The organism is Falsochrobactrum ovis (assembly GCF_003259955.1).
In the GTDB taxonomy this organism is placed as follows: domain Bacteria; phylum Pseudomonadota; class Alphaproteobacteria; order Rhizobiales; family Rhizobiaceae; genus Brucella; species Brucella ovis_A.
This window is the reverse complement of the sequence record NZ_QLMK01000013.1, coordinates 21,536-44,241: the sequence shown is the minus strand read 5'-3', so window position 1 is coordinate 44,241 and position 22,706 is coordinate 21,536. Positions and strand designations below refer to the sequence as shown.

Genomic DNA, 22,706 nt, shown 5'->3' with positions numbered 1-22,706 from the left:
GCCAGGGTCTTACCGCTATTTCTGTGTCGGCACTGTGGTTTGAATACTGGCAGTTGTCTGCGGCTTGTCCATTTTGCTTTCCGCATTATGCGCAGGGCAACCCGCGAATGCAGCAGATGCCGAAAAAGCAAGAACCGCGGTAGTCACAAGAACGAGTTTCATGCTGCTCTCCCTTTTGTTCTAGCTGGCTTGTGAGACAATTTTGTCAGCTGGTTTGCCATCTAGTTTGCCAAGTAGTTTGCGAGGCAGTTCCGTCCATTTAAGGATTTATATTAGCAAATGCTGCAATATATGTCTCATCACTTTCGCCACCAAATCGGATTAATTGCGGGGCGCTATTGAGCAGCAGCCCGAAAGCAGGCGTGGTTGTTGGTCTTTATTCTCGAGAATAAGCGTCGCATTCAGGCCGAAACTACGATCAGACATGCCATCAGAACAAAGGCCGGGCTGGATGACCGCGCTCATTTGCGTGGTTTCATCCGATGCAAGCAGGGCGCGAAGGCGATCGCCTTCAAATCCGCGATCAAGCACAGCTTTAAGCTGCAAGGCTTGATCTGGATTGTCGGGCTCAGAGAAGCTGAGATTTCCATCTTGTTGCCGTAGTGACCAGAATGGTTCGGTACCGTAGCAGGCAAGATGTTGGGGCAGTGTTTTGTCTGTCCAGGCTGAACCTTCAAGTTCCAGAAACTTGCGTGCCACCCATCCGGCAGTTTCGCCTATGTTGACTTGCGCCCATTGCCCGTCTGCACTGAACGCGACGACCTCTATATTGGTAGCATTGGGCGAAAACTGGCCGATGATTTCGCCAATTGCCTGCGGTTCGCTGCGAATATTGAGCATATCATCTTGTGCAACATTGCTGACCGAAAAAAGCTCGGGCAGGGCAATGATCTCTGCCTGCGCGGCAAATGGCAGGGAAATCACGATTGCAGCCGACAGAAACAGGGCGCGCATGGTTTGCTCCTAAAAGACTCAATTAAAAACACTATGAGTTGATTGACATGCGATAGCATTTCTCATGTCTTGTCGATACCCAACTCAGATTGATCAATCCGTATTTTGCGTTGGCGTCTCAGATGGGATTTCAAATATGCGCTGGTCATCAAGCGAGCTATGATAGGTAACCGGTTGGTTGGGTGGGCGAAATAGTGCCCCTTGATCCCGCATCAAGCAAATTGAGTAAATACGAGCGGAGAAGGACAGCAAGAACTAATGAGGGCAATAGTCAGAAAGCTTCTGTTTCTGTGGGCGGGTTTGTTAGTTTCGCCGATTTTCCATAGCGCCAATGCCGCAGCGCCTGCCTGCCAAGAAAAAAGCTTTGAAGGCAATCGTTATGTGCTTTGCACTGTCGATCCGCAAAAGGATGATTTACGTCTGTTTTGGAAAAATTCCGATGGCGAGCCATTTCGACGCTTTCCACGACTGGCGCGCACAATTGCTGATAGCGGTAAGTCGCTGGTCTTCGCTTTGAATGCTGGCATGTATCATACAGATTTCTCACCGCTGGGGCTGTATGTTGAAGATGGAGAGGAGTTGCAGCCTGCCAATATTGCGCCCTATAGCGGCAAAGACCGGCCGGTTCCCAATTTCTACAAAAACCCGAATGGGGTTTTTTATGTTGATAAAGAGAAGGCGGGAATTGTCGCCACCAAGAATTTTTTAAAAAGCGGGATCAAACCGCTTTACGCTACACAATCCGGCCCGATGCTGGTGATCGATAATAAGCTTAATCCCATTCTGATAAAGGGTTCTAAAGAGCGAACCCGACGCAGTGGCGTGGGCGTTTGCACTGAGGGAAAAATAAGTTTTGCAATCAGCACCGATAATATGAATTTCTATGATTTTGCGCGATTGTTTAAAGATGAACTTAGATGTCCAAACGCGCTTTTTCTGGATGGCGGAGGCGGAGCCGGGTTTTATAGCCCGGACCTAAAACGGAGCGATTTCTCATGGCATGGCGGATATGGGCCTTTTTTCGGATTGATAAAATAGGCTAATCGATTCCGCGCCCCATCCTGAAAACAAACTCCGTTCTTTGATGGTGATGGCCATAAAATCAAATAAAACCAATAGGTTATTGTTTCATAGCAAATGAGAAAATAACCTCTCTTGACGCAACGCCCAATTTGCTTTCAAATAATGATAACGTTATCATTTACGGCGAAAGGTGTTCATTCATCCATAGCTGGAATTGAGAACTGCTGGAGGAGGCATCATGAATTCCACCCCGAGGGAGCGGGGCGATCTGGCTGTGGTTTGTCCGCAAGCCCAGAAGGGCCGAGGAGCTTATGCATCAGGCATAGAGGGTTCTTATCGCAGCCTTTCTGTGGTCTTGCCTATGCATTTCGGACATTCCTATGTCGTCGCTTAATTTCCGTCCGCTATGGCGTTATGAAGATTTCTTTATTGAAGGCATAATCACGACGCTCAAGCTCGCCTTTCTTTCCGGCGCCAGCGGGCTCTTGCTTGGGCTTGCATTGGCGTTACTGCTTGGTCGCAAAAACCGTGCGATCACAATCCTGATCCGGTCTTATATTGAGATTATCCGCAATACGCCTCCCGTCTTGCAGATATTCATAATCTTTTTCGTCATGCCGCAGTTAGGCTTTCGCTTACCGCCTTTTGAAGCATCCGTGGTGGCGCTCACACTCTATTTTGCGGCTTTTGTCTGTGAAATAGTGCGCTCAGGATTGAGCTCAATTCCAAAATCGCAGATCGAAGCCGGGCATTGTTTGGGCATTACGAGAGTACAAGTCTTTCTTCATGTCGTGCTGTTGCCAGCGCTGCGTAATATTTATCCGTCCTTGACCAGTCAGTTTATTCTGCTGCTCCTTGGCACTTCGATTGCCTCATTTATTTCGACGGAAGAGCTGTTTTATCAAGCAGCCTATGTGGATAGCCGAACTTTTCGCAGTTTCGAGGTCTATGCGGTTGTTTCAGCCATCTATGTGGCGATGGTTATGGCGTTTCGCTTGCTCTTCTTTGCTATCGGAAAGCTGGCTTTCCGTTGGCCGGTAGCGCGATGAGGAGGAATTGATGCGTCCATTTGGAACAATTGACTTTATTTCGTTCGCTACCGCTTTCCAATATACGGTGCTGCTGGTCATTCTGGCATTGATTTTTGGCGGTCCGCTCGCACTTTTATTTGCCATGATGCGAGTATCGCGTTTTGCTCCGCTGCGCTGGCTCTCGGCAATATTGCTGCAATTGATGCAGGGCATCCCATTGCTCGCGCTGTTAATGTTTGTCTATTTCGGCTTGCCCGTTTTTCTGGGAATCCGGCTTCCGCCGCTTTTGGCTGTAACGGCTGCCTTTACGCTCTATACGGCAGTGTTTCTGGGCGAAATCTGGCGTGGAGGCATTGAGGCTGTGAAGAAAACGCAATGGGAAGCGGGCGCATGTCTTGGCCTGAGTAGTTGGCATCAGTTCAGATATATTATTGCACCGCAGGCGCTTAAAATCGCACTTCCCGCAAGCGTTGGCTTTCTGGTGCAGCTTATCAAAGGCACATCGCTTGCAGCTGTGGTCGGGTTTATCGAGTTGACGCGAGCAGGCCAACTTTCCGCCGCAGCAACGCTTGAGCCTTTGCGGGTCTATCTCATTATCGCTGCGATTTATTTCGCAATTTGTACTCCGCTGACGCTTTGGTCACATAAATTGGAGACACGTCTGCATGGTGCTCGTTGAGATCAAAAATCTGCGCAAGTCTTTTGGTTCCTTAGAGGTGCTCAAAGATGTTTCTCTGGTGGTTGAGAAAGGGGATATTGTCGCGCTTATCGGTCGCTCGGGCTCGGGCAAGTCTACCCTTTTGCGCTGCATCAACGGGTTAGAAGAGACGCAAGGCGGGTCCATTCGGGTCGGAGATCAAGCAGTCAGCGCGCATATGCGTGGTTTGCGGGAATATCGCCAGCGTGTCGGTATTGTCTTTCAGCAGTTCAACCTGTTTCCGCATATGAATGTGCTGAAAAATATCACATTGGCGCCGATCCTGACCGGCAAAGTGTCGAAGGCTGATGCGCGTGCGCTGGCCGAAAAATGCTTGGAAAAAGTGGGCTTGCTCGACAAGATCGAAGCCTGGCCGGAACAGCTTTCGGGTGGACAACAACAGCGTGTGGCCATTGCCCGCTGTTTGGCCATGTCGCCAGAACTCATGCTGTTTGATGAGGTGACGTCGGCGCTTGATCCTGAATTGGTCGAGGAAGTTCTCAAAGTCATGGAAGATATGGCCCGACAGGGCATGACCATGGTGTTGGTGACGCACGAAATGGGATTTGCCCGCAATGTGGCGAATAAAGTGGTCTTCATGCATCAGGGGAAAATCTGGGAAGAGGGGCCACCGGAACAGTTGTTTACCAACCCTCAGACGCCTGAACTACAGGCATTCATCCGGAGGTCGCGCAATTAGCGCATTATAAAAAGGGAGAGAAATAATGGGATTTAAGTCAATCTTGAAGGCAATCACCGTCGCAGCTTTGATGCTGGCGCCGGTCACTGCCCACGCGGATAAACTGCAAGATATTCTTGATCGCGGGAAAATTCGCGTCGGTATTTTGCTCGATGTGCCTCCATGGGGCATGAATGATGCGGAAGGAAAACCAACGGGGCTGGATGTCGAAGTAGCAGAACTGCTTGCGCAGGAGCTTTCGGTTGATCTTGATATTGTACAGGTAACCGGCACAAACCGGATCCCGAACCTTCTGTCAGATCAGACCGACATTATTATTGCCGCAATGGGCGCAACATCTGAACGTGCTCAGCAGGTGATGTTCTCTAATCCTTATACTGCGGTGCAGCTTGGCGTTTTTGGCTCGCCGGAAATTGGTCAATCTGAAGATGTTTCGATACTGGACGGGAAAACCATTGCCGTGGCTCGTGGTACGACGCTGGATCTTTGGCTGAGCGATAATGTTCCATCCGGCACCACATTGGCGCGGTTTGATGATGTTCCGGGTGCGATGGCTGCCTATCTGGCAGGCCAGGCGGATATGTTTGCTGAAAATAGCGCGATTATCAGCAATTTGCGCACGGAACGGCCAGAGATCGAAATTGCTCCGGTTTTTGAAATTCGTCAATCGCCCGCCCATATTGGCGTGCCAATGGGTGAGCACAATTTGCTGCAATGGGTGAACACATTTATCTTTACAAATGTGATCAACGGAAAACTCCCAGAGCTGCAAGAAAAGTGGTTTGGCACCAAGCGTGGTGATTTCCCAGCCCTTTGATAATGTTCGGGCGCTCATCAACCATGGGCGCCTGACTGTTTTTCTTGCTTTCGCTTGATATTGGCGAAGACAGGGCTTGATATTAGCGAAGATAGGACTTGGAAACACGCTCCCTGATCGATCTGGAGCTTGTTTATGGATCGGCGTGAAAAATTAAATGCAGATTAAAATGATCTCCACAGTAACGCAGGATCCGGTAGTCCGTGTGCCGAATGCGAATCACGATCCGGCAAAACCCGGTGACAGGCAGGTCAGGATTGAAGCCGTGGCCGAGCGTGCTGGTGTCTCCGCGATTACTGTTTCACGTGCGCTGCGCACTCCGGACATTGTGGCGGAGAAAACGCGCGAAAAAGTTGCCGCAGCCATCCGCGCCACAGGCTTTAGCCTTAACCCCCATGCCAGCGCATTGCGATCAGGCCGATCCAATGTGGTGCTGGTGTTTATTTCATCGATGGCGAGTGAGCAATTTCTGCTCGCTGCCGATGCGTTTTCCGATATTATCGAGCAATTGGATTATGAAGTCGTGCTCGCCCGCACCTATTATTCCTATGAGCGCGAATTGCGCCTGACGCGCAGCCTCTCGCAACTGCGTCCCGCAGGCGTATTTATCACGGGTATGATTGAACAGGAACTCAATCGCGATATGCTGCATCGGCTCAATATTCCGATTGTGGAAAGCTGGGCCTATTGTGACACACCGATTGATATGTTGGTTGGCTTGTCAAACACCGACGGCGTTGTCGCGATGATGGAATATATTGCGGAGCGTGGTTATCGCCGCCCAGCTTTTATGGGCCGTGCCTATGGGCGTGGCAAAATCCGCTATGAGGCATTTCAAAAACAATGCGCGCGGTTGGGCCTGCAAGAAGCGGGTTCTGTCCTGTTGCCCACAGTGCGCTCGAAGGAGGACGGACGCGCGGCTTTTGCGGAACTGCTCAGCCAGGGGCACAATCCGGATGTGGTTTTCTGCGCCAATGATCTGGTTGCTTGTGGTGCGTTGATTGAAGCGCATGCGAGGGGCCTGCGCGTGCCGCAAAATATCGCAATAACCGGTTTTGGCAATAATTCACTGATGCAGGAATTGCCGCCCGGCATTACCACGGTGGCAGTAGACGCGACAGAACTGGGCCGTCACGCGGGGGAGATGCTGGCCGCGCGTTTGACCGGCAAAAATACCAAACCTGAAAAACTGCTCATGCCGTTATCTCTGATCGTGCGAGGCTCAAGCTGAATTGCCGATCAAGTTTTACAGCAAATTTCACGGAAATTTCTTGCCATTCCGACATCGTATAGTCGGGCCATCAGCCCGGACATATTCGGCAGGCACATCATCATCCTCCATCAGAACCAGGTTGAAACATGACACTATATGCCGGGATTGACAGAGAATCCGCTATTTCGCTGCTCTCCGCCTTTGTCGAAGTGCCTTCAATCAATCCCTCCTTTAAAAACCCAGACGACCAAGATAGTTCTCATTTTGGTGAAGAGGCGGTGGCACGGGTTCTCAAGAGCTGGTTTGAGAAAGCGGGCGTTGTAAGCGAGCTTGATTTTGTTGATGCCCATCGGCCCAATCTGATTGCCCGCGTCAAAGGCCGCAGCGGTACTAAAAGAATGTTATGGGAAGGTCATCTTGATACCGTTCAGGTAACAGGAATGAGCGCGCCATTTACGCCAAGACTGGAAGGGGATCGCCTTTATGGTCGCGGTGCGGTTGATGATGGAGCAAGCGTTGTTGCCTTCATGCTTGCCATGCGCGCGTTAAATGCGTCACCGCCAGAAGCTGATGTCGATTTTCTGGGTGCGATGGATGAAGAGTTTAGCTTTCGCGGAATTTTGCATCATCTAAAGCGCAAAGAACGCTATGATCTCGCGGTGGCGGGTGAGCCGACTTCGCTTCGCGTTGTGCGCGCTTGCAAGGGCACGGTCCGTTGGTGGGTCGATATTGAAGGAAGAAGTGCCCATACCGGCAAGCCCCATGAAGGTATAAACGGCATTACCATTGCGCAGCGTATTCTTGAGCAATATGACGCGGAAATGGCGCGCCGCTTAGACGTTCATCCTCTGCTCGGTCCTGCCACTTTGACATGTACTTCGATAGAAGCAGGCGTCGGCCCCAATACCGTTCCGGCCTCCTGTCGCATGCGGTTTGATTATCGCTATTTAGCGACAGAAACCGGTATGGATGTCTTTGCCAGTTTCAAAGCAATTGCAGAACAGGTTGCGGCCGAGTTTCCGGGCGCTCGGATTTATGCCGAGCCGCCTTTTGTGGATTCATCTGCCATGGATGTGCCTGAAACAAGTGAAATTGTGCAGCGCATGGGCCAGGTGTGCAAAGCCCATGGCATTAATGAAGAAGCCATTGGTGTACCTTATGGCTCAGACGCCACAAAAATAGTTAATCTGGCCAATATCCCCACCATCGTATTTGGTCCGGGGAGCATTGATCAGGCGCATGCTGTTGATGAATTCGCCGAGATTGAACCGATTGTTCAGGCAGCGAAAATGCTGGTTGATCTGGCGCATGGATTGGACAAAGAACCTTGATAAAAGCTGCATGATCCCGCCAATGGCGAGATCAATATTTGGCGGCGGTTGCCTCATTCGGGCAGGCCTGCACCGCAGACAGCTACGCTGATTTTTTCTCCAGCTTCAGCCTTGTACGCGCCCGATAAAAGAGCAGCAATGGCTGCGGCGCCTGCGGGGTCCGCGGCAATGCCCATCTCAAACCACAGCCATTGCGCGGCTTGTGTCATATGCTCATCTTCAATCAGCACATATTCATCGACGACTTTGGAAGTCTGCACAAAAAGCGTGTCGTCGGTGCGGCGGCATGACATGGTCGGGACCGCGCTGGTGATGGCTGGCAAGGACACGACTTCGCCAGCTTTCGCCGAATTATACAATGTGGGTGAGCCATATGGTTCGACCGTTACCAGCTTGATATTTGGGTTGAGCGCTTTGAATGCGGTGCCTGCGCCGGTGACAAAACCGCCACCGCCTGCTGCAATGATAACAGTTTCGGTTTCAGGACGATCAGCAAAAATTTCAAGCGCCACCGTTCCCTGTCCCGCAACCACAAATGGATCGGCAAAAGGATGCACATAGGTTGCGCCGCTTGCTTCGGCAAGTTTATGCGCAAGCAGACTGCAATGATCGAAATCATCACCCTCAACCACAGTCTTTGCGCCCCAAGCCTGCATTTTGGCGAGTTTTTCCGGCGCGACTGAGCGCGGCAAAAAAATTGTCACAGGAAGGTTTAAAATATGTCCGCAGCGCGCAACCGCCAGACCATGGTTGCCGCCGGATGCGGCAACCAGCCCGTGGACGCGCTTTTCTTCCGGCAGGGAAAGCACACGATTGGCAGCACCTCTTCCCTTGAACGAGCCGGAGACTTGCAGACATTCAAGCTTGAGATAAAGATCCGCCGAAGTGATCGAGGATTTGATCTGGTCAGCCGGTATAAGAGGGGTACGCCGAATATAGGGCGCAATGCGATCGGCTGCGGCGCGGATGTCATCCAAAGAAATCATAATGTCTCCTCCCAAAAGCGTGTCTATCTTCCCGCTTATGGCTGTACTTGATGTAAAAGAACAATTAAACTCGCGATATGTTAACGTTATCATGAGCGTAACGAAAGCGCTTTTGTAAGACTGCTGGAGGAGAATAAGCGGCATGGAACGGGTTTTAAACGGACATATTCGAGGCTTTCCTTCGGATCAGCAACCGGTTTCAGCCAACGAAATTGCAAAGCTCGCGCTTGATCCGCGTGCAGGCACGGCGCAGCTTCCCATCATTACGTTTGAACCCGCGGCCTGGGATCAGAATTGTAATGCCATGTTTGCTTATTTGGCGGCTGTTGGGGCAAAAATTGCGCCCCATGCAAAAACCCCGATGTCTCCGGAACTCGCGGCTGATTTAATGAAACGGGGCGCAGTAGCGTTGACCGTTGCCGATATCAGGCAGGCCGCTACGATGTTAGATCATGGATTTGAGAAGCTCATCCTTGCCAATCAGATTGGCGGCAAGGCCAGCGGCGCAAGGCTGGGCCGACTTCTTGCGCAATATGAAAATGCCCAGATTACACTTTATGTGGATAGTCTTGCAGCACTTGAAGTAGCGGCGGAAGTCGCCCAATCCGCTGGCCGGAAGGTTGATTTTCTGATCGAAGTTGGCGGTGGACGTGCGGGCGCACGTAATATGCAATTGGTGACAGAAATCCTTGATAATGCAGAGCAAAACCCGGCTTTGAGCGCGGTAGGAATCGCAGCCTATGAAGGTGCGTCATCAAGCGCCGACAGCAATGCAACGCGTGAGGCCATTCGCGCGCTGCATGGTTTTGCAGCAGATGCTTTTGCATTGTTGCGGGCGCGCAAACCCAGCCAACGGTTGGTGCTATCTTCGGGCGGATCAAGCTTTTTTGATCTTGTGATCGAAGATTTAGGTCCGCTGGTTAAGGCTGACGGAAATGCAAATCTTATTCTGCGTTCCGGCGCGATCTTTTTCTATGATCATGGGATTTATGCCAAAGGACTGGCCAATATGGATGCCCGCGGCGGGTTCGAAATCGCCGGAATAGGCCCTGCAATAGAGGCATTCCGCCCGGCTTTGCGTGTCTATGCGGAAGTGCTTTCACGGCCAGAAGCAAGGCTTGCCATCTGCGGAATGGGCATGCGGGATGTGTCGTTCGATCAGGGCTTGCCTGTGGCAATAGCGCTTTATCGTGATGGCAAAGAACGCGAAATTCCTCAAGGTGCGGAAGTGTTCAAACTCAATGACCAGCATGCTTTTCTCAATATTGCTGAAAATGCAGATATTGAGGTAGGCGATATTATAGCCTTCGGAATCTCCCATCCCTGTACTGCGCTTGACCGCTGGTCGTGGCTTTATGTTGCTGGGGAGGACGGTAAAATCACCAACGCCCTTCCTTTGCATTTTGGGTGAAGGCTTGGACTATTTTGCAATGCACGCCCCGGAATCGGGGGCGTGCAGATTTTACGTGAATGACGGTTTGGGTCTTCTAGCAGACCATCTCCACATAAGCGCGATCAGGTCCTTGCTTGAGGTTTAAAGCGGCCGTGGATAGGTTCGGTAAACCTTTTCAATATCTTCCAGAACAGCATCTGAAAGTGTAATTTCATGCGCAGCAATATCAGTTTTCAACTGTTCTGTGGTCGTTGCGCCGATTATCACTGAGGTCATAAAGGGCCGCGTGAGTGCGAATGCAATCGCCATTTGCGCAATATCCAGATCATGCTTTTTCGCCACATCAAGATATGCGCGCACAGCCGGCTCAGAATAAGGATTATCGCGCCATAACCCACCTTCGGTGACTTCTGCCCGTGACCCTGCCGGTATTTTTCCGTCCAAATATTTACCGGTCAAAACCCCTGCCGCTAGGGTGGAATAGGCTAGCAGGCCGACATCTTCGTAAATCGAAACTTCCGCAAGATCGTGATCAAACCCGCGCTGTAACAACCCATATTCGTTTTGAATAGAAGCCATACGCGGTAAATTATGTTCTTCCGCGATCTGCAACCATTGCATCGTGCCCCATGCGGTCTCGTTTGAAAGTCCGACATGCCTGATCTTTCCTTCGCGAATAGCGTCATCCAGACCGCGCAAAATATCAAGATATTGATCACGCTCTGCCTTGGGATCGGTGCCGGATGGATCAAAACTCCAGCCGCGTCCAAAATGATAATGTGGACGGGTGGGCCAATGGATTTGATAAAGATCAATATAGTCGGTCTGTAACCGCTTCAGACTGTCATTTATCGCTTCGCGAATATTCGTGCGGTTGGGTTTATCGCCATTTCGTATCCAGGCTTGACGTTCACCGCCAGCAATTTTACTGGCCAAAATAACCCGATCACGATTTCCAGTTTTTTTGAACCAAGACCCAATATAGGTTTCGGTTTTGCCAAAACTTTCGGGGCTCATCGGGATGGCATAGCTTTCAGCCGTATCAATAAAATTGATGCCGGAATCAATTGCTATATCAAGCTGTTGGTGTGCATCTGCTTCAGTATTTTGCACACCCCATGTCATAGTACCAAGGCAAATTTCGGTAACAGAAAGGCCGGTCCGGCCAAGAGGCTTCTTTTTCACGAGAGATTTCCGGATTACTGCATATTAGAAGAGACAGATCAGAGCCACTAATACTCATCTATCCATAGAAATGGCAAGCCTCGCTCAAACTACTAGCAGGTTTTGATTGGCTTACAGAAAAGATACCGTTAATGCGTAGCCTTATCATTTAAATACTGATGTTATTTGTTTTTGAGTTTGGGTAGGGGAATTTCTGCTTTGCGAAAATCGGCCCAAGGATTTTTCTTTAATTTGGCTAATCGGGCGGGCGTATTGAGCATTGTAAAATGGGCGGGGCCAATCGCTGGACTGAGCTCATCCCAATCCAATGGCATGGAAACCGCAGCACCTGGTCGAGCGCGGCTAGAATAGGGCGCGACCGCGGTCATACCGCGCTGATTTCTTAAATAATCTACGAGAATTTTGCCCTTGCGTTTGGCTTTTGAAATTGTCGAAACAAAATTGTCGGGATTATCGGCGGCCATTTCATCCGCGATGGCTTTTGTGAATGATTTGAGTTCTTCCCAACCGGCTTTGGGTTTCAATGGGGCCACAATGTGTAACCCTTTGCCGCCGGATGTTTTCAAAAAAGCCTGCAATCCCAGATCTTCCAATCGCTGTTTGGTTTCAATCGCGGCATCGATCACGCGTTCCCACGCGACCCCTTCTCCGGGGTCAAGATCCATGGTGAGGGTGTCGGGCTTATCCCAATTTTTAACCGTGGAGCCCCAGGGGTGGATTTCCAGCGTCGCAGCTTGCACGAGGCCAATAAGACCATCCAAATTCTGAATGCTGATCAGCCCCGCCTCATCTTCATCGGATGGATCGTGTATTTCCACAATATGTTTGTTCAGCCCTTTCCAAGCATGTTTTTGGAAAAAGTGCTCACCTTTAATGCCAGTGGGACAACGTAACAGCGCAAGCGGTCGGTTGGTGATAAATGGCTCAATATAGGGCCAGACTTGGGCATAATAATCAGCCAATCCCTGTTTTGTAATGCCCTCTTCAGGCCAATATACGCGGTCGGGATGGGTCAGTTTCACATTGGCCTCCTGAAAAGACGTCACGGCTTCAGGTGTTATTGCATCGCTTTCTCGAACAATATCCTTGGCAGGCTTATCTTCACGCAATCCTCTGAACGACGCGTGCCGCAAGCGTTTTTCGGCGGTCCAAGCACGAAATTCGACTTCCGCCACCAGTTTCGGCTCAACGAATTTAGCGCCCCTTCGTTCTGCTGCGCTTAAAGCAATTGCAAACGGGCTTTCTTGCTGCCGGATAGCTTCGAGCTTTTTATAAAGTTCCTTGGCGAGTTGGGCGGAAAAGCCGGTGCCAACCCGACCCACGGGTTGAAGCTTGCCATTCTCGTAAACACCCAGAATAAGTGAGCCGATTGCATTGCGCGAAGCGGTCGAAGTAACATAGCCAGCGATGACGAATTCTTGCCGCTCAATACATTTGGCTTTGCGCCAATCCTTTGTTCTTCCGGTTTTATATGGCCCGTCTTTAAGCTTTGAAACAATCCCTTCCAATCCCATTCGGCAAGCATTGCTAAGAACCGCGACACCTTCTGCATCAAAACTTTCGCTAAAGCGGAGAATTGAATTTTTTCCCGCTAGCAGTTTTTCCAATAGCGCTTTGCGTTGCTCAAGAGGCACGTTCATAAGCCGGTATCCGTCCAAATAAGGCAGATCAAAAAGGTAATAGACAAAGCGATCGGTGCGTCCTTCACTTAAGTCGTTCTGAAGCGCTGAAAAATCCGCAATGCCGGCTTGGTTTTCGACTACGATTTCACCATCAAAAATGGCGCTGGTAACACCAAGCGCCAAAAGGTCTGACACAATCTGGTCGCCAAATTTGTCCGTCCAGTCCAAACCGCCGCGGGAATAAAGGATTACCTTGCCATCAGCGATATGTGCCTGAATACGATATCCATCAAATTTGATTTCATGCAGCCAACGTTCGCCGGTTGGTGGCGACGCCACCAAAGTGGCAAGCTGCGGTTCGATAAAATTGGGCATCGCTCCTTTGCGTGCGCCTTTCGGCATTTCATTCTGAGTGCGCGACGGCTTTTCTGGCTTGGATTTTTCTGGCTTGGACTTTTCTGGGTTGGGTTTTCCTGGCTCGATCCTTCCAGTTTTAGATGACCAACCCGGTTTTTCATCTTCTACTTCAGCAATAACGCGACCGGTTTTTACCGATTGCGGATCGGTTTCTAAAATATCTGGATCCTTTTCAGTGCGAGCAAACTCGTCCTCGCCTTTGATAAGCAGCCAATTTTCCCGCTTTTCCTCCGGTTTCCCACGCATTCGCACGAGGTGCCAGCGACCTTTGAGTTTTTCGCCCGCAAGTTCAAACTCCAGATGACCTTTCTTATATTGTTTATGCTGGTCGCCCAGCGGTTTCCATTGGCCGCGATCCCATAGGATTACGGTGCCGCCTCCATATTCTCCTTTCGGGATCGTGCCTTCAAAATCGCCATATTCCAGCGGGTGATCCTCCACATGAACAGCAAGCCGCTTTTCGCCCGGCACATAACTTGGGCCTCGCGTAACCGCCCAACTTTTCAACACGCCATCCATTTCTAAGCGGAAATCATAATGCAGGCGCCGGGCATCATGTTTTTGTACGACAAACAGATTGCCATCGTCTTTTTTTGCGGAACTGTTACGGTTTTCGACTTTGCCGCGTGGTTCTGAAGTCGATTTGAAATTTCGCTTTTTTCGGTATGTTTCGAGGGATTTTGCCATTTCTAGCTCGCTTTACGCGTCGACGTTGCTCGTTTTGAAGGCTTTTTGGCACTGGCTTTTTTGCTGTCTTTTTGCTTGGTCAGGCCAGCGCTTTTACGCAGCGCTTCTTTCAGATCGATAACTTGTGACGTTTCGGCAGGGCGCGGTTTCTTTATCGGCTTGCCTTCTATTTTTGCCTTGATCAGCTCGGCAAGTGCGGCATCATACCGGTCTTCGAAACTTTCCGGTTCGAACTCGCCTTTTTTCGTTTCGATAATATGCCGGGCGAGATCCAGCATTTCACGATCAAATTTGAAATCAGCAATTTCGGAGAAAGCTTCTTTCGCAGAGCGCACTTCATAATCAAAATTAAGAGTGGTAGCGATCAAACCGTCTCCAAAAGAGCGAATGAGAAGCTTTCGCGCACGCCGAAACAGGACCGCTTCGGCGATAGCGGCGACCTTTTCCGCTCTCATACCTTCCCGGATAAGTGCGAAACCTTCATCATCATCGCCGCTGGGTGCCAAATAAAAGGGCCGGTCAAGGTAAACATCGTCTATTTCATTGCATTTGATAAATCGAAGTACATTAAGTGTCTTATCGCTTTCAGGAACAGCAGCGGCAATTTCTTCCTCGTCAAAGCTTATATATTTTCCCGACGATACTTCGTAGCCTTTGCGCTGGTCGTCGCGCGGGACGGGTTTTCCGGTGTCGCTATCGACAAATTCCCTTTGTAGCCGATTGCCGGTTTTGCGATTGAGCAAATGAAATGAAACACGATCCGATGTCGAGGCTGCGGTATAAAGAGCGACCGGGCAAACAAGTTGATCGATCTTAAGCTGGCCTTTCCAATTGGCGCGTGGTGCCATTTTCCCCTCCGATTATGTGCCATCTTCTTGCGAAGGGGTGTCTTTCCCTTTGCTGCGCTTAAGATATTGCGCGTAAGCAAAACCGCACGCTAAAAGCGCGGGCAATCCGATCAAAACAATCCAAAAAAGCAGCTGTCCCATTGGGCACCCCAAATCTCAGTGCTAACAAAACTCCAAGCTGTGGCAGAGGTTCCAAAAACTAAAGGTTGAACGGAACCTGTCGGCCAATTCGGGCGTTATTTGCTCATGATCGGTCGATGTTTTGAGCAGGTCTGATCACATCAATAAGATGCCGTAATAACGCAAAACAAAGTTGAAGAGCTTCAAGGGGAGGATGACTTGCCGTTATTTAATGAAGCCAGCCGCATCTATCGCCCGGACGAAGTCAATTTCATGCGCAGCTCTTTCGCGGAAGCAGCTCTGATCCTTGAGGCCAATGATTTAAACTACTCTGCTGCAGAGCTTTCTTCGATTGTTATTACGCTTTACATGAGCGGACTTCGGGACGTGCGTTATATTGCGAATATAGCCGCTCGATTGGCGCATCAGAAATTTACAAAACGCCACCCGGAACTATCGGATCCCAAAGACAATCCAGATCAAACTGGCACTTGGTAAGCCGCTTTAGCGAGCGCATTAACTCCTTATCGGGCCAAAATCGACGGCTCTGATCTATGGAGTCCAGGGGGGGCTATGGGGGTCTATGGTTTTTAGCACCCCGTCTGGCTTTCTAACCTTGATGCTGGGCCGATGAATTATGTCGGGAACAGGATTGGTTCTTTGGAGTTGAGAAATCGTAACTCTTAATAAAGGAGCCGCGAAAATGGAAAAGAACTATCCCGAACCGCCATTTAATGAACAACAGCAGCCGATGCCGGGCCGGACAGATAAGATGTCGCCACGACCAGACCATGGCGAAAAAACTTACAAGGGTTCCGGTAAACTCGTCGGCAAAAAGGCAATTATAACCGGCGGCGATAGTGGTATCGGCAGAGCAGTGGCAATCGCCTTTGCGCGTGAGGGCGCGGACGTTATGATTGTTTATCTTGAGGAAGATGCCGATGCGATCGACACTCAATATTTGGTGGAAGCAGAAGGCCGCAAGGCGGTACTTCTTAAAATAGATATTCAGCACCCGGATAATTGCCGGACTGTTATTGACCAGGCGATTAATGAATTGGGCGGTATTGATATTTTGGTAAACAATGCTGCGCATCAGGCAAGCTTTGCGAAATTGGAAGATATTAGTGACGAAGAATGGGAAAGAACCTTTCGGGTTAATATCCACGCAATGTTTTATCTGATCAAGGCAGCGAAGCCTCATCTTAAGCCTGGATCTTCCATTATCAACACGGCTTCTATTAACTCGGATAAACCCAATCCAGGTTTATTGGCTTATGCTGTTACCAAAGGCTCAATCCAAAACTTCACGGTTGCTCTGGCGCAAATGTTTGCGGAAGATGGAATCCGTGTGAATGCGGTTGCACCCGGCCCCATTTGGACGCCATTGATCCCCTCGACTTTGCCGGAAGACGCTGTACGCAATTTTGGTAAGCAATCTCCGATGAAAAGGCCCGGTCAGCCCGCCGAATTAGCCTCAGCCTATGTGATGCTTGCTGATCCGATGTCGAGCTACACCACCGGAGCAACAGTGGCTGTGACTGGCGGACAGCCGATGATGTAATCTCACTGGGAGCTTATTTTTGGCTATTTACTGAGGGACTGGACAGCTCAAATCGCCTTCTTCACATGAAAGATAATCAAGAAGCTGCTTGTTGCGGTCATTTGTTATCCTGGTCTTGCAATTGGCAATAATCATTGGCTCAATTGAACCGCCGCGAGCAGCGGATGATGAAAAAGCGCATTCTTCATCGCGGAATGTGAGCCATGCTCGCTGAGCTTTTTTCAAGAGCTCCAAAGCCGGTTGATCGTCAGAAAGGCGTTTTGCTATTTGTTTATAGGTCGCGTTCAGCGCCTGATCTGCAGCGGCATATTCGTCCGCGGCACATTGATTAAGCGCATTCTGTTCTTGAGCGTTTTCGCATGTCGCGCTGGCCATGCTCGGAAAAGTCATCACGAAAAAAGCCAGACCGGCCAAACGAACTTTCATCGCCGTCTCCTAGTTTATAGCGCAGTTCAGCATGGATCTAGGTTCCGGGCAACGCTAACAGAGGTAAATCTAGCTATGCAAACGCGAGGTTTTATGTATCGCTAGCAGAAATTGGCTTCTGGCCTCTTCGGGACACGCACCTTCCTCAATGACGTTAATGAACCTCTCAAGTGGCTTGAGCATATCTTCATTGGGTTCCCGCGGCCATTCTTCCAAGACGAAAGCTGCGGCCTCCATCACACTTCGGATGATGACGAGCTTTCCGGCTGAGTCCTGCACAATAATGGGCTTATCCCAATAATAATTCATCGCTTTTCCCTTCCCTTTGACAACTGCTGAAACCGGCAATCGTTCCGGTTTTGGCAAGATGATGGGGTTGGGAGGAGGTGGCGGAGCGGTAAAAATTCAGCAAAAAACGGGTTTGTTCGGAAATCGTGTTGAAAGCGCTACGCTTAGCGGTGCTTTCTCTCTGAGCTATCCCCAGTGTCGCTCCCAAGTGTCGTTAAGCGGAATTCACAGCTTGCGTTAAGAAAGCAAAATTGTGCTTTTCGAATGAAACGATCTTTGCAGGTCTTTAACTCTGGTCGGGCGCAGTTGCGGCACTATGTCTTCTATCAAAGCGATAAGGAGAGTTCCGATGCAACATAGAATTCATGAAAATATGGAAGTAATCGGCGCAGACGGTGTGCATGTTGGCACGGTTGACCGACTTGAAGGTAATCGTATTAAGCTTAAAAAATCAGATAATTCTGAAAGGCATAAAAATCATCATCACTATGTTGATCTTGGCTTGGTCGCAAGTATTGAAAGCGATGAGTGTGTAAGATTATCTGCAAATGCCGATGTGGCAATTACTCTTGAAGAAGAGTCGTCCGGACGGCCAGTCGATTTATGATTTATTTGGGAAGAAAAAGAAATGCGGTCCATATTATGAACCGCATTTTCTGAAACTACATGGCAGCAATACGCTCCATCTCCAGGCGCTGTTGGCGGAGGCGGGCGGTTTTCTTTTCTCGCTCCATACGTTCCGACGAAATAAGTTCGCGCGCGACGCGATCAGCGCGCTCCATCGGTGTTTCTCTTTTCTCGGTATTGTTGCTAGACATATAATATACTCCAAGTTTATTTATATATAATAGTTTTCTTAAAATATTTCAATAGTTTGGAGTAAAACTATTTTATGAAGAGGATTTCCGATGATGCAGATTTTATTGATAGGCGAGCAAAGACCTATCTAGTAAATATAATAATAATTTTAGAGTTGCTGGAGTGGTAAGTTAGTTATACGGAAATTTACTTTATTTTTACTTGAGATAATGTAAGTTATTCGCGCTAAATTACGTGTTCTTATTCTGAAGCCAAGTAAGCGTTAACATTTTCAAGGTGGCATCGCGCTTAGTCTTTAACGAGCTCTGGCCTGCTATCGAGATAGGTCAGCGTCATCCGACTTGGCTTCCGGGTCAAGGCGCGGTGGAACTCTGGTGTTGTCTTTATGGTTCGAAAATAGCGCTAGGGTAATCAGCGCGAATACCATGATGATAATCGCTACGTCGAATGCATATAACGCGCAGGCTATTCCGATTGCACCTGTCGCCCAAAGGCTTGCTGCGGTAGCGGTCCCTTTTACGGAAGAACTAAGCCGCAGGATCGCGCCACCTCCAATGAAACCCATTCCGGTGATCACACCTTCTATGATGCGAGCCAGCGCTTCGGGACTGTCGGTTATGATGCCTGCGGCGGCTTTAATGAAACCACAGCTTGCAACTGCTACCAGCGGGAATGTTCGTAAACCCGCGCTTCGCTCTTCGCGCTCTCGGTTCCATCCGATAGGAAGTGCTAAAATATAGGCGGCTGCCATGGCAATAATGTGCGGCCAGACGTTGAAATTGTCAGAATTTAAAGCCTCCTGAAGGGCTGATCGAAACTGATCCATCTGTCCCGCTCCCAATATTAGAGCAACGATAACGTCACCGGTGCATTTCCGTTCCTGACTAGAAACACCGCTCCATTGTGGGACTTCAAAAAAGCTTTACTGCTCAGGCGCGGCAGGCCACAAAGCAATGCGGATATTGTGCGCAAAGAAACGGGCCGATCAGCTGGAATTTATCAAGAGCGATTCCATCCCAGATGAATATCCCAGTGTAATAAATATGCGCGATATTGCTCACTGGTAAGCAAGGCTCACCATCGCCCAGTACTGATTTTTGGACTGAATGCCGTTGTCTATATTTATTCACTAAAACAAAAGGGGCAAAAACAGCATTTCTGTCGCGTTCAGACAAGAGCGCAAAACATTTGCACCTAAAATTGAATTAGGACGATTGATAGAACATTGTTTTAGTTGGAAGTTTGCTTGGAGGCCTCGCCCGGAATCGAACCGGGGTGCAAGGATTTGCAGTCCTCTGCGTAACCACTCCGCCACGAGGCCATCCGTGAGATGCGGCAAATCAATCTGCGCATCCTCTATGTGCTTTTCCATATTGATCGCCGGTCACTTCGTCAAGCCGTTAGCAACGTTTGACGCATTTTTATCTGGCTTTCTTACATCTATTGCTCATTCCCGTTTAGGATTGGGGAAAATCCCTGCCGACGAGCGCTAAATTAGGGATCAGGATCGCGATCAGAAGGCGTTTGAGTTTTCGAAAGATCACCTTTCGAGAATGTATAGCCTGTCTCGATAACGTTTACGCCGAACTTATTCCGCAGATGATCAATCGCAGTTTCAGCGACGGCGCGCTTGGTGGCTTGTGTATCAACCAAATCGGGTGGATCGGCACGATCCGCGGTCGAAAGCTCGGTTACACCAATACCCATTAAACGAAATTTTGTGCCGTCTAATTCCCGTTGCAAAAGCTGTAGGCCTGTGCGGAAAATTCGATCAGCTAATTGTGTCGGATCAGAGAGTTTTTGATTCCGGGTCCGTAGTCTGAAATCTTTGCTTTTGAGTTTAAGAACAATCGTGTGTCCAGCAATTTCACCCGCTTTAAGCCGTCTGGAAACCTTCTCGGATAGGGCCCGCAAAATAGGGATCAGCTCGCTAGCTTGTGAAAGATCGGTGTTGAAAGTCGTTTCGGCAGACACGCTTTTCATTGCGTGTTCGGGTTCGACAGTGCGAGTGTCTTGGCCGCGCGCCAAACGATAAAGCCGCTGGCCCATCGCGCCATACGCTCTCATAAGAGTGGCTTCATCCATGGTCTGTAACTGACCGATTGTACGAATTCCATCACTTGCCAATTTGGCATTAAAAGATTTGCCAACGCCCCAGATCATGCTCACCGGTTTATCTCGGAGGAATTCCAATGCTTCACTTTCGCCAATGACGGAATAACCACGCGGTTTGTCGAGGTCAGACGCGATTTTGGCTAGATATTTGCAATATGAAAGCCCGACGGAAATTGTAATTCCAATCTCGTCTTCCACCCGCTTGGCAAATCGCGCCATGATTATAGCGGGCGGATGCCCATGTAACCGTTCCGTACCTTGCAGATCCATAAATGCTTCATCAATGGAAACAGGCTCGACCAGAGGGGTGAGTTCTTGCATCAACCGCCTGACCTCTCGCCCCACGCGGGCATATTTTTCCATATCAGGCTTGATAATGACAGCCTGAGGGCAGGCTTCACGCGCTTTAAACATCGGCATAGCCGAACGAACCCCATGTATGCGCGCTAGGTAACATGCGGTGGATACAACGCCCCGTTTGCCACCTCCGATGATGAGTGGCTTATCGCGCAGTTCGGGATTGTCCCGCTTTTCAACAGAGGCATAAAATGCGTCGCAATCCACATGGACGAGGGCCAGAGAATAAAGTTCCTTATGGCGCAATAGGCGAGGGCTGCCGCAACGAGAGCAGCGCGGCTGGGAGTGAGATTTTTGCAAGGCGAGGCAATCGCGGCAAAAACCTTGTGTGGGTGTATTGGTGACAAAATTCGCAGCCATCTATTAGTTAATTCCGATGCCCTGACCCGTGAAGATAGAAGGAATATTCTATAGCATTAAAGCTCGTAATTGTTACCAGGCGCAACGTGTCCATTGGCTTGAACACTTGACATTAGTCACGATATCACCAACTCTCATCTTATGAGCAACCGTTTCACTTCCATATGTCATCGGGTTAAGCCGATCACGGGATAGCAGCCCTCGAGTCCTGCCAAGCGCCAAGGACTCCGGGGGAGGGTTGTTGCTTCTTTTGAAGCGAATTCTAGTAAAGCGCTTTCACCAAATTTCTATCAAACGCTTCAGTCCGGAATCGGTATGAAGGGCTCCTTTACATAACAGCAGTGAGCAATCGCTATGAGCGGAAAAAATCGCAAAAAGCCTAATATTGTAGTGAGTGAAACTGACTATGAGCGCCTCATGGGGTTGGCCGGTAGTGTGCCTGAAAAACAAGAGGACATCGCGGAAGAATTGATGTTGGAACTTGACCGAGCAAAGGTTGTTCCGGCGAAACGCGTCGCGGATAATGTCGTGCAGATGGGCTCTACCGTTGAATTCAAATCCAATGACGGTCAAGAGCGGCGCGTCACGCTGGTCTATCCCGGCGAGGCAGATATTGCTCAGGGCAAAATTTCCATTCTGACGCCGATCGGAACGGCGCTGATCGGATTGACACCGGGGCAATCGATTTCCTGGACTACTCGCGACGGCAGATTGCACGAGCTTAATGTGCTCAGTGTTTCAAAAGCGCCCGTTGAGACCGAGGCAGAAGCACCCGCGGCTAATGTGGTTCAATTCACAGCTAGGCGCTCGCCTGTTGTGGCCGATGATGAGAATGATCCCGGTCCAAGTGCTGCATGATACGCAAAGCCCGGCCAATAGCCGGGCTTTTATTTTGGTACTGCTCTGCAAGACGAGATAAGGTCAGAACTGTGGTGTGGAACCGCCAGGCAACAGAACGACCGCTCGTTCTACGGATGCAGGTTCTGTGCCGCTTTCCTCACAAAAACGCAGCAATGTCGGCTCATGGCCGAGAAAAAATTGTAACACCCCTGCCAAAAACCCAGGTTCTTGCGCGGCTGATCGAATTGATGCAGCCTCAATCCCGGTCAAAGCGAGAAAACGTGGCAGAAGATCCTTGTCTTGTGCGAGCCACGCCAATGCAGAAATAGCAAGATTTTCTGCTTCGGCCTGACTCATAGTATTTTTCATCGGCTTGGCTCCCTGTTCCGCTACGTCAAATTCGTGTTTACTGTTTTCGGAGTTTGACGACAATGGAATATTTGCCATTCGTAAATGAAATAGGCTTAAAGTAAAAATACATTAAGAAACGCCAGGGTGCGGAGAATAGGCCAGGAATATTCGATGACTAAAAGAGTGATGATCGTCGAGGACAACGAACTCAATATGAAGTTGTTTCGCGATCTTATCGAAGCCAGCGGGTATGAAACCATCCGGACGCGCAGCGGGCTTGAAGCGCTAGATCTAGCACGTGAGCATCATCCGGATCTAATCCTTATGGATATTCAGCTTCCGGAAGTATCGGGGCTGGAAGTTACCAAATGGCTCAAAGATGATGAAGAATTACGGCATATTCCGGTGATCGCTGTGACGGCATTTGCCATGAAAGGGGATGAGGAACGCATCAGGCAAGGCGGATGCGAAGCCTATATTTCTAAGCCAATTTCAGTGCCGCGCTTTATAGAGACAATAAAGTCATATCTCGGGGACGCCTGAGGTGGCAGGCCAATGAAGG

27 protein-coding genes and 1 tRNA gene are annotated in these 22,706 nt (G+C 49.6%); 14 read left to right on the top strand and 14 right to left on the bottom strand.

Features of this window, described 5'->3' with window-relative positions:
• Positions 1-15 precede the first annotated feature (15 nt).
• A complete protein-coding gene (locus tag C7374_RS16025; RefSeq protein ID WP_158527842.1) occupies positions 16-162 on the bottom strand; it encodes a hypothetical protein in 147 nt (48 codons plus the stop codon).
• Positions 163-321: 159 nt separating this feature from the next.
• Entirely contained in the window at positions 322-954 is a 633-nt protein-coding gene (locus C7374_RS12845) for a COG3650 family protein (protein ID WP_111576028.1), read from the bottom strand.
• 258 nt (positions 955-1,212) lie between these two features.
• Between C7374_RS12845 and C7374_RS12840 the strand changes: the two genes are divergently transcribed.
• The 8 genes from C7374_RS12840 to C7374_RS12810 all read left to right on the top strand — a co-directional run bounded on the left by C7374_RS12840 (position 1,213) and on the right by C7374_RS12810 (position 7,766).
• The gene (locus C7374_RS12840) at positions 1,213-1,992 is read left to right on the top strand and encodes a phosphodiester glycosidase family protein (RefSeq protein ID WP_111576027.1); all 780 of its coding nucleotides are present in this window, start codon (positions 1,213-1,215) and stop codon (positions 1,990-1,992) included.
• A gap of 223 nt (positions 1,993-2,215) precedes the next feature.
• On the top strand, positions 2,216-2,371 hold the full coding sequence (locus C7374_RS16020) for a hypothetical protein (protein WP_158527841.1): 156 nt from the start codon (positions 2,216-2,218) through the stop codon (positions 2,369-2,371).
• Positions 2,358-3,026: an amino acid ABC transporter permease gene (locus C7374_RS12835; RefSeq protein WP_111576026.1), complete on the top strand. Its 669-nt coding sequence runs from the start codon at positions 2,358-2,360 to the stop codon at positions 3,024-3,026. Before C7374_RS16020 ends, C7374_RS12835 begins: the two co-directional genes overlap by 14 nt.
• Before the next feature lie 10 nt (positions 3,027-3,036).
• Positions 3,037-3,687 (top strand): amino acid ABC transporter permease, encoded by a 651-nt coding sequence (locus C7374_RS12830; protein WP_111576025.1) that lies wholly within the window; start codon positions 3,037-3,039, stop codon positions 3,685-3,687.
• Positions 3,674-4,405 (top strand): amino acid ABC transporter ATP-binding protein, encoded by a 732-nt coding sequence (locus C7374_RS12825; protein ID WP_111576024.1) that lies wholly within the window; start codon positions 3,674-3,676, stop codon positions 4,403-4,405. Before C7374_RS12830 ends, C7374_RS12825 begins: the two co-directional genes overlap by 14 nt.
• Positions 4,406-4,430: 25 nt before the next feature.
• Positions 4,431-5,222, top strand: a complete 792-nt coding sequence (locus C7374_RS12820) for a transporter substrate-binding domain-containing protein (protein WP_111576023.1) — start codon at positions 4,431-4,433, stop codon at positions 5,220-5,222.
• A gap of 157 nt (positions 5,223-5,379) precedes the next feature.
• Positions 5,380-6,453 carry a LacI family DNA-binding transcriptional regulator gene (locus C7374_RS12815; RefSeq protein ID WP_111576022.1) on the top strand — a complete coding sequence of 358 codons (1,074 nt, stop codon included), beginning with the start codon at positions 5,380-5,382 and terminating at the stop codon, positions 6,451-6,453.
• A gap of 128 nt (positions 6,454-6,581) precedes the next feature.
• A complete protein-coding gene (locus C7374_RS12810) occupies positions 6,582-7,766 on the top strand; it encodes a M20 family metallopeptidase (RefSeq protein WP_111576021.1) in 1,185 nt (394 codons plus the stop codon).
• Positions 7,767-7,819: 53 nt separating this feature from the next.
• Here the strand turns inward: C7374_RS12810 and C7374_RS12805 are convergent, their stop codons facing one another.
• The gene (locus C7374_RS12805; RefSeq protein ID WP_111576020.1) at positions 7,820-8,752 is read right to left on the bottom strand and encodes a threonine ammonia-lyase; all 933 of its coding nucleotides are present in this window, start codon (positions 8,750-8,752) and stop codon (positions 7,820-7,822) included.
• A gap of 142 nt (positions 8,753-8,894) precedes the next feature.
• On the opposite strand from C7374_RS12805, the gene C7374_RS12800 reads away from it, so the two are divergent.
• Positions 8,895-10,163, top strand: a complete 1,269-nt coding sequence (locus tag C7374_RS12800) for an alanine racemase (RefSeq protein ID WP_111576019.1) — start codon at positions 8,895-8,897, stop codon at positions 10,161-10,163.
• A 123-nt stretch (positions 10,164-10,286) separates the two neighbouring features.
• Here C7374_RS12800 and C7374_RS12795 read toward each other — a convergent pair whose 3' ends face one another.
• The 3 genes from C7374_RS12795 to ku all read right to left on the bottom strand — a co-directional run bounded on the left by C7374_RS12795 (position 10,287) and on the right by ku (position 14,904).
• Positions 10,287-11,330, bottom strand: a complete 1,044-nt coding sequence (locus C7374_RS12795; protein WP_111576018.1) for an aldo/keto reductase — start codon at positions 11,328-11,330, stop codon at positions 10,287-10,289.
• A 161-nt stretch (positions 11,331-11,491) separates the two neighbouring features.
• On the bottom strand, positions 11,492-14,056 hold the full coding sequence (gene ligD, locus C7374_RS12790) for a DNA ligase D (protein WP_111576017.1): 2,565 nt from the start codon (positions 14,054-14,056) through the stop codon (positions 11,492-11,494).
• Between the two features lie 2 nt (positions 14,057-14,058).
• On the bottom strand, positions 14,059-14,904 hold the full coding sequence (gene ku / locus C7374_RS12785) for a non-homologous end joining protein Ku (RefSeq protein WP_111576016.1): 846 nt from the start codon (positions 14,902-14,904) through the stop codon (positions 14,059-14,061).
• A gap of 339 nt (positions 14,905-15,243) precedes the next feature.
• Between ku and C7374_RS12780 the strand changes: the two genes are divergently transcribed.
• Together C7374_RS12780 and C7374_RS12775 are read left to right on the top strand one after the other, a co-directional pair.
• Entirely contained in the window at positions 15,244-15,522 is a 279-nt protein-coding gene (locus C7374_RS12780; RefSeq protein ID WP_111576015.1) for a hypothetical protein, read from the top strand.
• A 205-nt stretch (positions 15,523-15,727) separates the two neighbouring features.
• Entirely contained in the window at positions 15,728-16,588 is an 861-nt protein-coding gene (locus tag C7374_RS12775; RefSeq protein ID WP_111576014.1) for an SDR family oxidoreductase, read from the top strand.
• A 27-nt stretch (positions 16,589-16,615) separates the two neighbouring features.
• Here the strand turns inward: C7374_RS12775 and C7374_RS12770 are convergent, their stop codons facing one another.
• Together C7374_RS12770 and C7374_RS12765 are read right to left on the bottom strand one after the other, a co-directional pair.
• Positions 16,616-17,014 (bottom strand): lysozyme inhibitor LprI family protein, encoded by a 399-nt coding sequence (locus C7374_RS12770; RefSeq protein ID WP_111576013.1) that lies wholly within the window; start codon positions 17,012-17,014, stop codon positions 16,616-16,618.
• 69 nt (positions 17,015-17,083) lie between these two features.
• Positions 17,084-17,323: a DUF982 domain-containing protein gene (locus C7374_RS12765; protein WP_111576012.1), complete on the bottom strand. Its 240-nt coding sequence runs from the start codon at positions 17,321-17,323 to the stop codon at positions 17,084-17,086.
• A 328-nt stretch (positions 17,324-17,651) separates the two neighbouring features.
• Here C7374_RS12765 and C7374_RS12760 point away from each other — a divergent pair, with 328 nt between their 5' ends.
• Entirely contained in the window at positions 17,652-17,909 is a 258-nt protein-coding gene (locus C7374_RS12760; RefSeq protein ID WP_111576011.1) for a DUF2171 domain-containing protein, read from the top strand.
• Positions 17,910-17,964: 55 nt separating this feature from the next.
• On the opposite strand, the gene C7374_RS16015 is transcribed toward C7374_RS12760, so the two are convergent.
• The 5 genes from C7374_RS16015 to C7374_RS12745 all read right to left on the bottom strand — a co-directional run bounded on the left by C7374_RS16015 (position 17,965) and on the right by C7374_RS12745 (position 20,953).
• The gene (locus C7374_RS16015) at positions 17,965-18,120 is read right to left on the bottom strand and encodes a hypothetical protein (RefSeq protein WP_158527840.1); all 156 of its coding nucleotides are present in this window, start codon (positions 18,118-18,120) and stop codon (positions 17,965-17,967) included.
• A gap of 314 nt (positions 18,121-18,434) precedes the next feature.
• On the bottom strand, positions 18,435-18,947 hold the full coding sequence (locus C7374_RS12755) for an MgtC/SapB family protein (RefSeq protein WP_111576010.1): 513 nt from the start codon (positions 18,945-18,947) through the stop codon (positions 18,435-18,437).
• Between the two features lie 103 nt (positions 18,948-19,050).
• Positions 19,051-19,296: a hypothetical protein gene (locus C7374_RS16010; RefSeq protein ID WP_158527839.1), complete on the bottom strand. Its 246-nt coding sequence runs from the start codon at positions 19,294-19,296 to the stop codon at positions 19,051-19,053.
• A gap of 72 nt (positions 19,297-19,368) precedes the next feature.
• A tRNA-Cys gene (locus C7374_RS12750) sits at positions 19,369-19,442 on the bottom strand.
• 173 nt (positions 19,443-19,615) lie between these two features.
• On the bottom strand, positions 19,616-20,953 hold the full coding sequence (locus C7374_RS12745) for a DNA polymerase IV (RefSeq protein ID WP_111576009.1): 1,338 nt from the start codon (positions 20,951-20,953) through the stop codon (positions 19,616-19,618).
• Between the two features lie 354 nt (positions 20,954-21,307).
• Here C7374_RS12745 and rnk point away from each other — a divergent pair, with 354 nt between their 5' ends.
• Complete coding sequence (gene rnk, locus C7374_RS12740) at positions 21,308-21,811, top strand: nucleoside diphosphate kinase regulator (protein WP_111576008.1); 504 nt, start codon at positions 21,308-21,310, stop codon at positions 21,809-21,811.
• Positions 21,812-21,874: 63 nt separating this feature from the next.
• On the opposite strand, the gene C7374_RS12735 is transcribed toward rnk, so the two are convergent.
• Positions 21,875-22,162 carry a DUF3572 domain-containing protein gene (locus C7374_RS12735; protein WP_111576007.1) on the bottom strand — a complete coding sequence of 96 codons (288 nt, stop codon included), beginning with the start codon at positions 22,160-22,162 and terminating at the stop codon, positions 21,875-21,877.
• A gap of 153 nt (positions 22,163-22,315) precedes the next feature.
• Between C7374_RS12735 and C7374_RS12730 the strand changes: the two genes are divergently transcribed.
• Positions 22,316-22,687 (top strand): response regulator, encoded by a 372-nt coding sequence (locus C7374_RS12730; RefSeq protein WP_111576006.1) that lies wholly within the window; start codon positions 22,316-22,318, stop codon positions 22,685-22,687.
• Positions 22,688-22,706: the final 19 nt, after the last annotated feature.

Excerpts from the sequence above, each read along its gene's own strand:
- C7374_RS12825 (WP_111576024.1), top strand. The coding sequence starts at position 3,674 with ATGGTGCTCGTTGAGATCAAAAATCTGCGCAAGTCTTTTGGTTCCTTA.
- C7374_RS12730 (WP_111576006.1), top strand. The coding sequence starts at position 22,316 with ATGACTAAAAGAGTGATGATCGTCGAGGACAACGAACTCAATATGAAG.
- C7374_RS12735 (WP_111576007.1), bottom strand. The coding sequence starts at position 22,162 with ATGAAAAATACTATGAGTCAGGCCGAAGCAGAAAATCTTGCTATTTCT.
- C7374_RS12805 (WP_111576020.1), bottom strand. The coding sequence starts at position 8,752 with ATGATTTCTTTGGATGACATCCGCGCCGCAGCCGATCGCATTGCGCCC.
- C7374_RS12755 (WP_111576010.1), bottom strand. The coding sequence starts at position 18,947 with ATGGATCAGTTTCGATCAGCCCTTCAGGAGGCTTTAAATTCTGACAAT.
- ligD (WP_111576017.1), bottom strand. The coding sequence starts at position 14,056 with ATGGCAAAATCCCTCGAAACATACCGAAAAAAGCGAAATTTCAAATCG.
- C7374_RS12800 (WP_111576019.1), top strand. The coding sequence starts at position 8,895 with ATGGAACGGGTTTTAAACGGACATATTCGAGGCTTTCCTTCGGATCAG.
- C7374_RS12770 (WP_111576013.1), bottom strand. The coding sequence starts at position 17,014 with ATGAAAGTTCGTTTGGCCGGTCTGGCTTTTTTCGTGATGACTTTTCCG.
- C7374_RS12820 (WP_111576023.1), top strand. The coding sequence starts at position 4,431 with ATGGGATTTAAGTCAATCTTGAAGGCAATCACCGTCGCAGCTTTGATG.
- C7374_RS16025 (WP_158527842.1), bottom strand. The coding sequence starts at position 162 with ATGAAACTCGTTCTTGTGACTACCGCGGTTCTTGCTTTTTCGGCATCT.
- C7374_RS16015 (WP_158527840.1), bottom strand. The coding sequence starts at position 18,120 with ATGTCTAGCAACAATACCGAGAAAAGAGAAACACCGATGGAGCGCGCT.
- C7374_RS16020 (WP_158527841.1), top strand. The coding sequence starts at position 2,216 with ATGAATTCCACCCCGAGGGAGCGGGGCGATCTGGCTGTGGTTTGTCCG.
- C7374_RS12760 (WP_111576011.1), top strand. The coding sequence starts at position 17,652 with ATGCAACATAGAATTCATGAAAATATGGAAGTAATCGGCGCAGACGGT.
- rnk (WP_111576008.1), top strand. The coding sequence starts at position 21,308 with ATGAGCGGAAAAAATCGCAAAAAGCCTAATATTGTAGTGAGTGAAACT.
- C7374_RS12830 (WP_111576025.1), top strand. The coding sequence starts at position 3,037 with ATGCGTCCATTTGGAACAATTGACTTTATTTCGTTCGCTACCGCTTTC.
- C7374_RS12840 (WP_111576027.1), top strand. The coding sequence starts at position 1,213 with ATGAGGGCAATAGTCAGAAAGCTTCTGTTTCTGTGGGCGGGTTTGTTA.
- C7374_RS12815 (WP_111576022.1), top strand. The coding sequence starts at position 5,380 with ATGCAGATTAAAATGATCTCCACAGTAACGCAGGATCCGGTAGTCCGT.
- C7374_RS12765 (WP_111576012.1), bottom strand. The coding sequence starts at position 17,323 with ATGAATTATTATTGGGATAAGCCCATTATTGTGCAGGACTCAGCCGGA.
- C7374_RS12810 (WP_111576021.1), top strand. The coding sequence starts at position 6,582 with ATGACACTATATGCCGGGATTGACAGAGAATCCGCTATTTCGCTGCTC.
- C7374_RS12845 (WP_111576028.1), bottom strand. The coding sequence starts at position 954 with ATGCGCGCCCTGTTTCTGTCGGCTGCAATCGTGATTTCCCTGCCATTT.
- C7374_RS12835 (WP_111576026.1), top strand. The coding sequence starts at position 2,358 with ATGTCGTCGCTTAATTTCCGTCCGCTATGGCGTTATGAAGATTTCTTT.
- ku (WP_111576016.1), bottom strand. The coding sequence starts at position 14,904 with ATGGCACCACGCGCCAATTGGAAAGGCCAGCTTAAGATCGATCAACTT.
- C7374_RS12745 (WP_111576009.1), bottom strand. The coding sequence starts at position 20,953 with ATGGCTGCGAATTTTGTCACCAATACACCCACACAAGGTTTTTGCCGC.
- C7374_RS12775 (WP_111576014.1), top strand. The coding sequence starts at position 15,728 with ATGGAAAAGAACTATCCCGAACCGCCATTTAATGAACAACAGCAGCCG.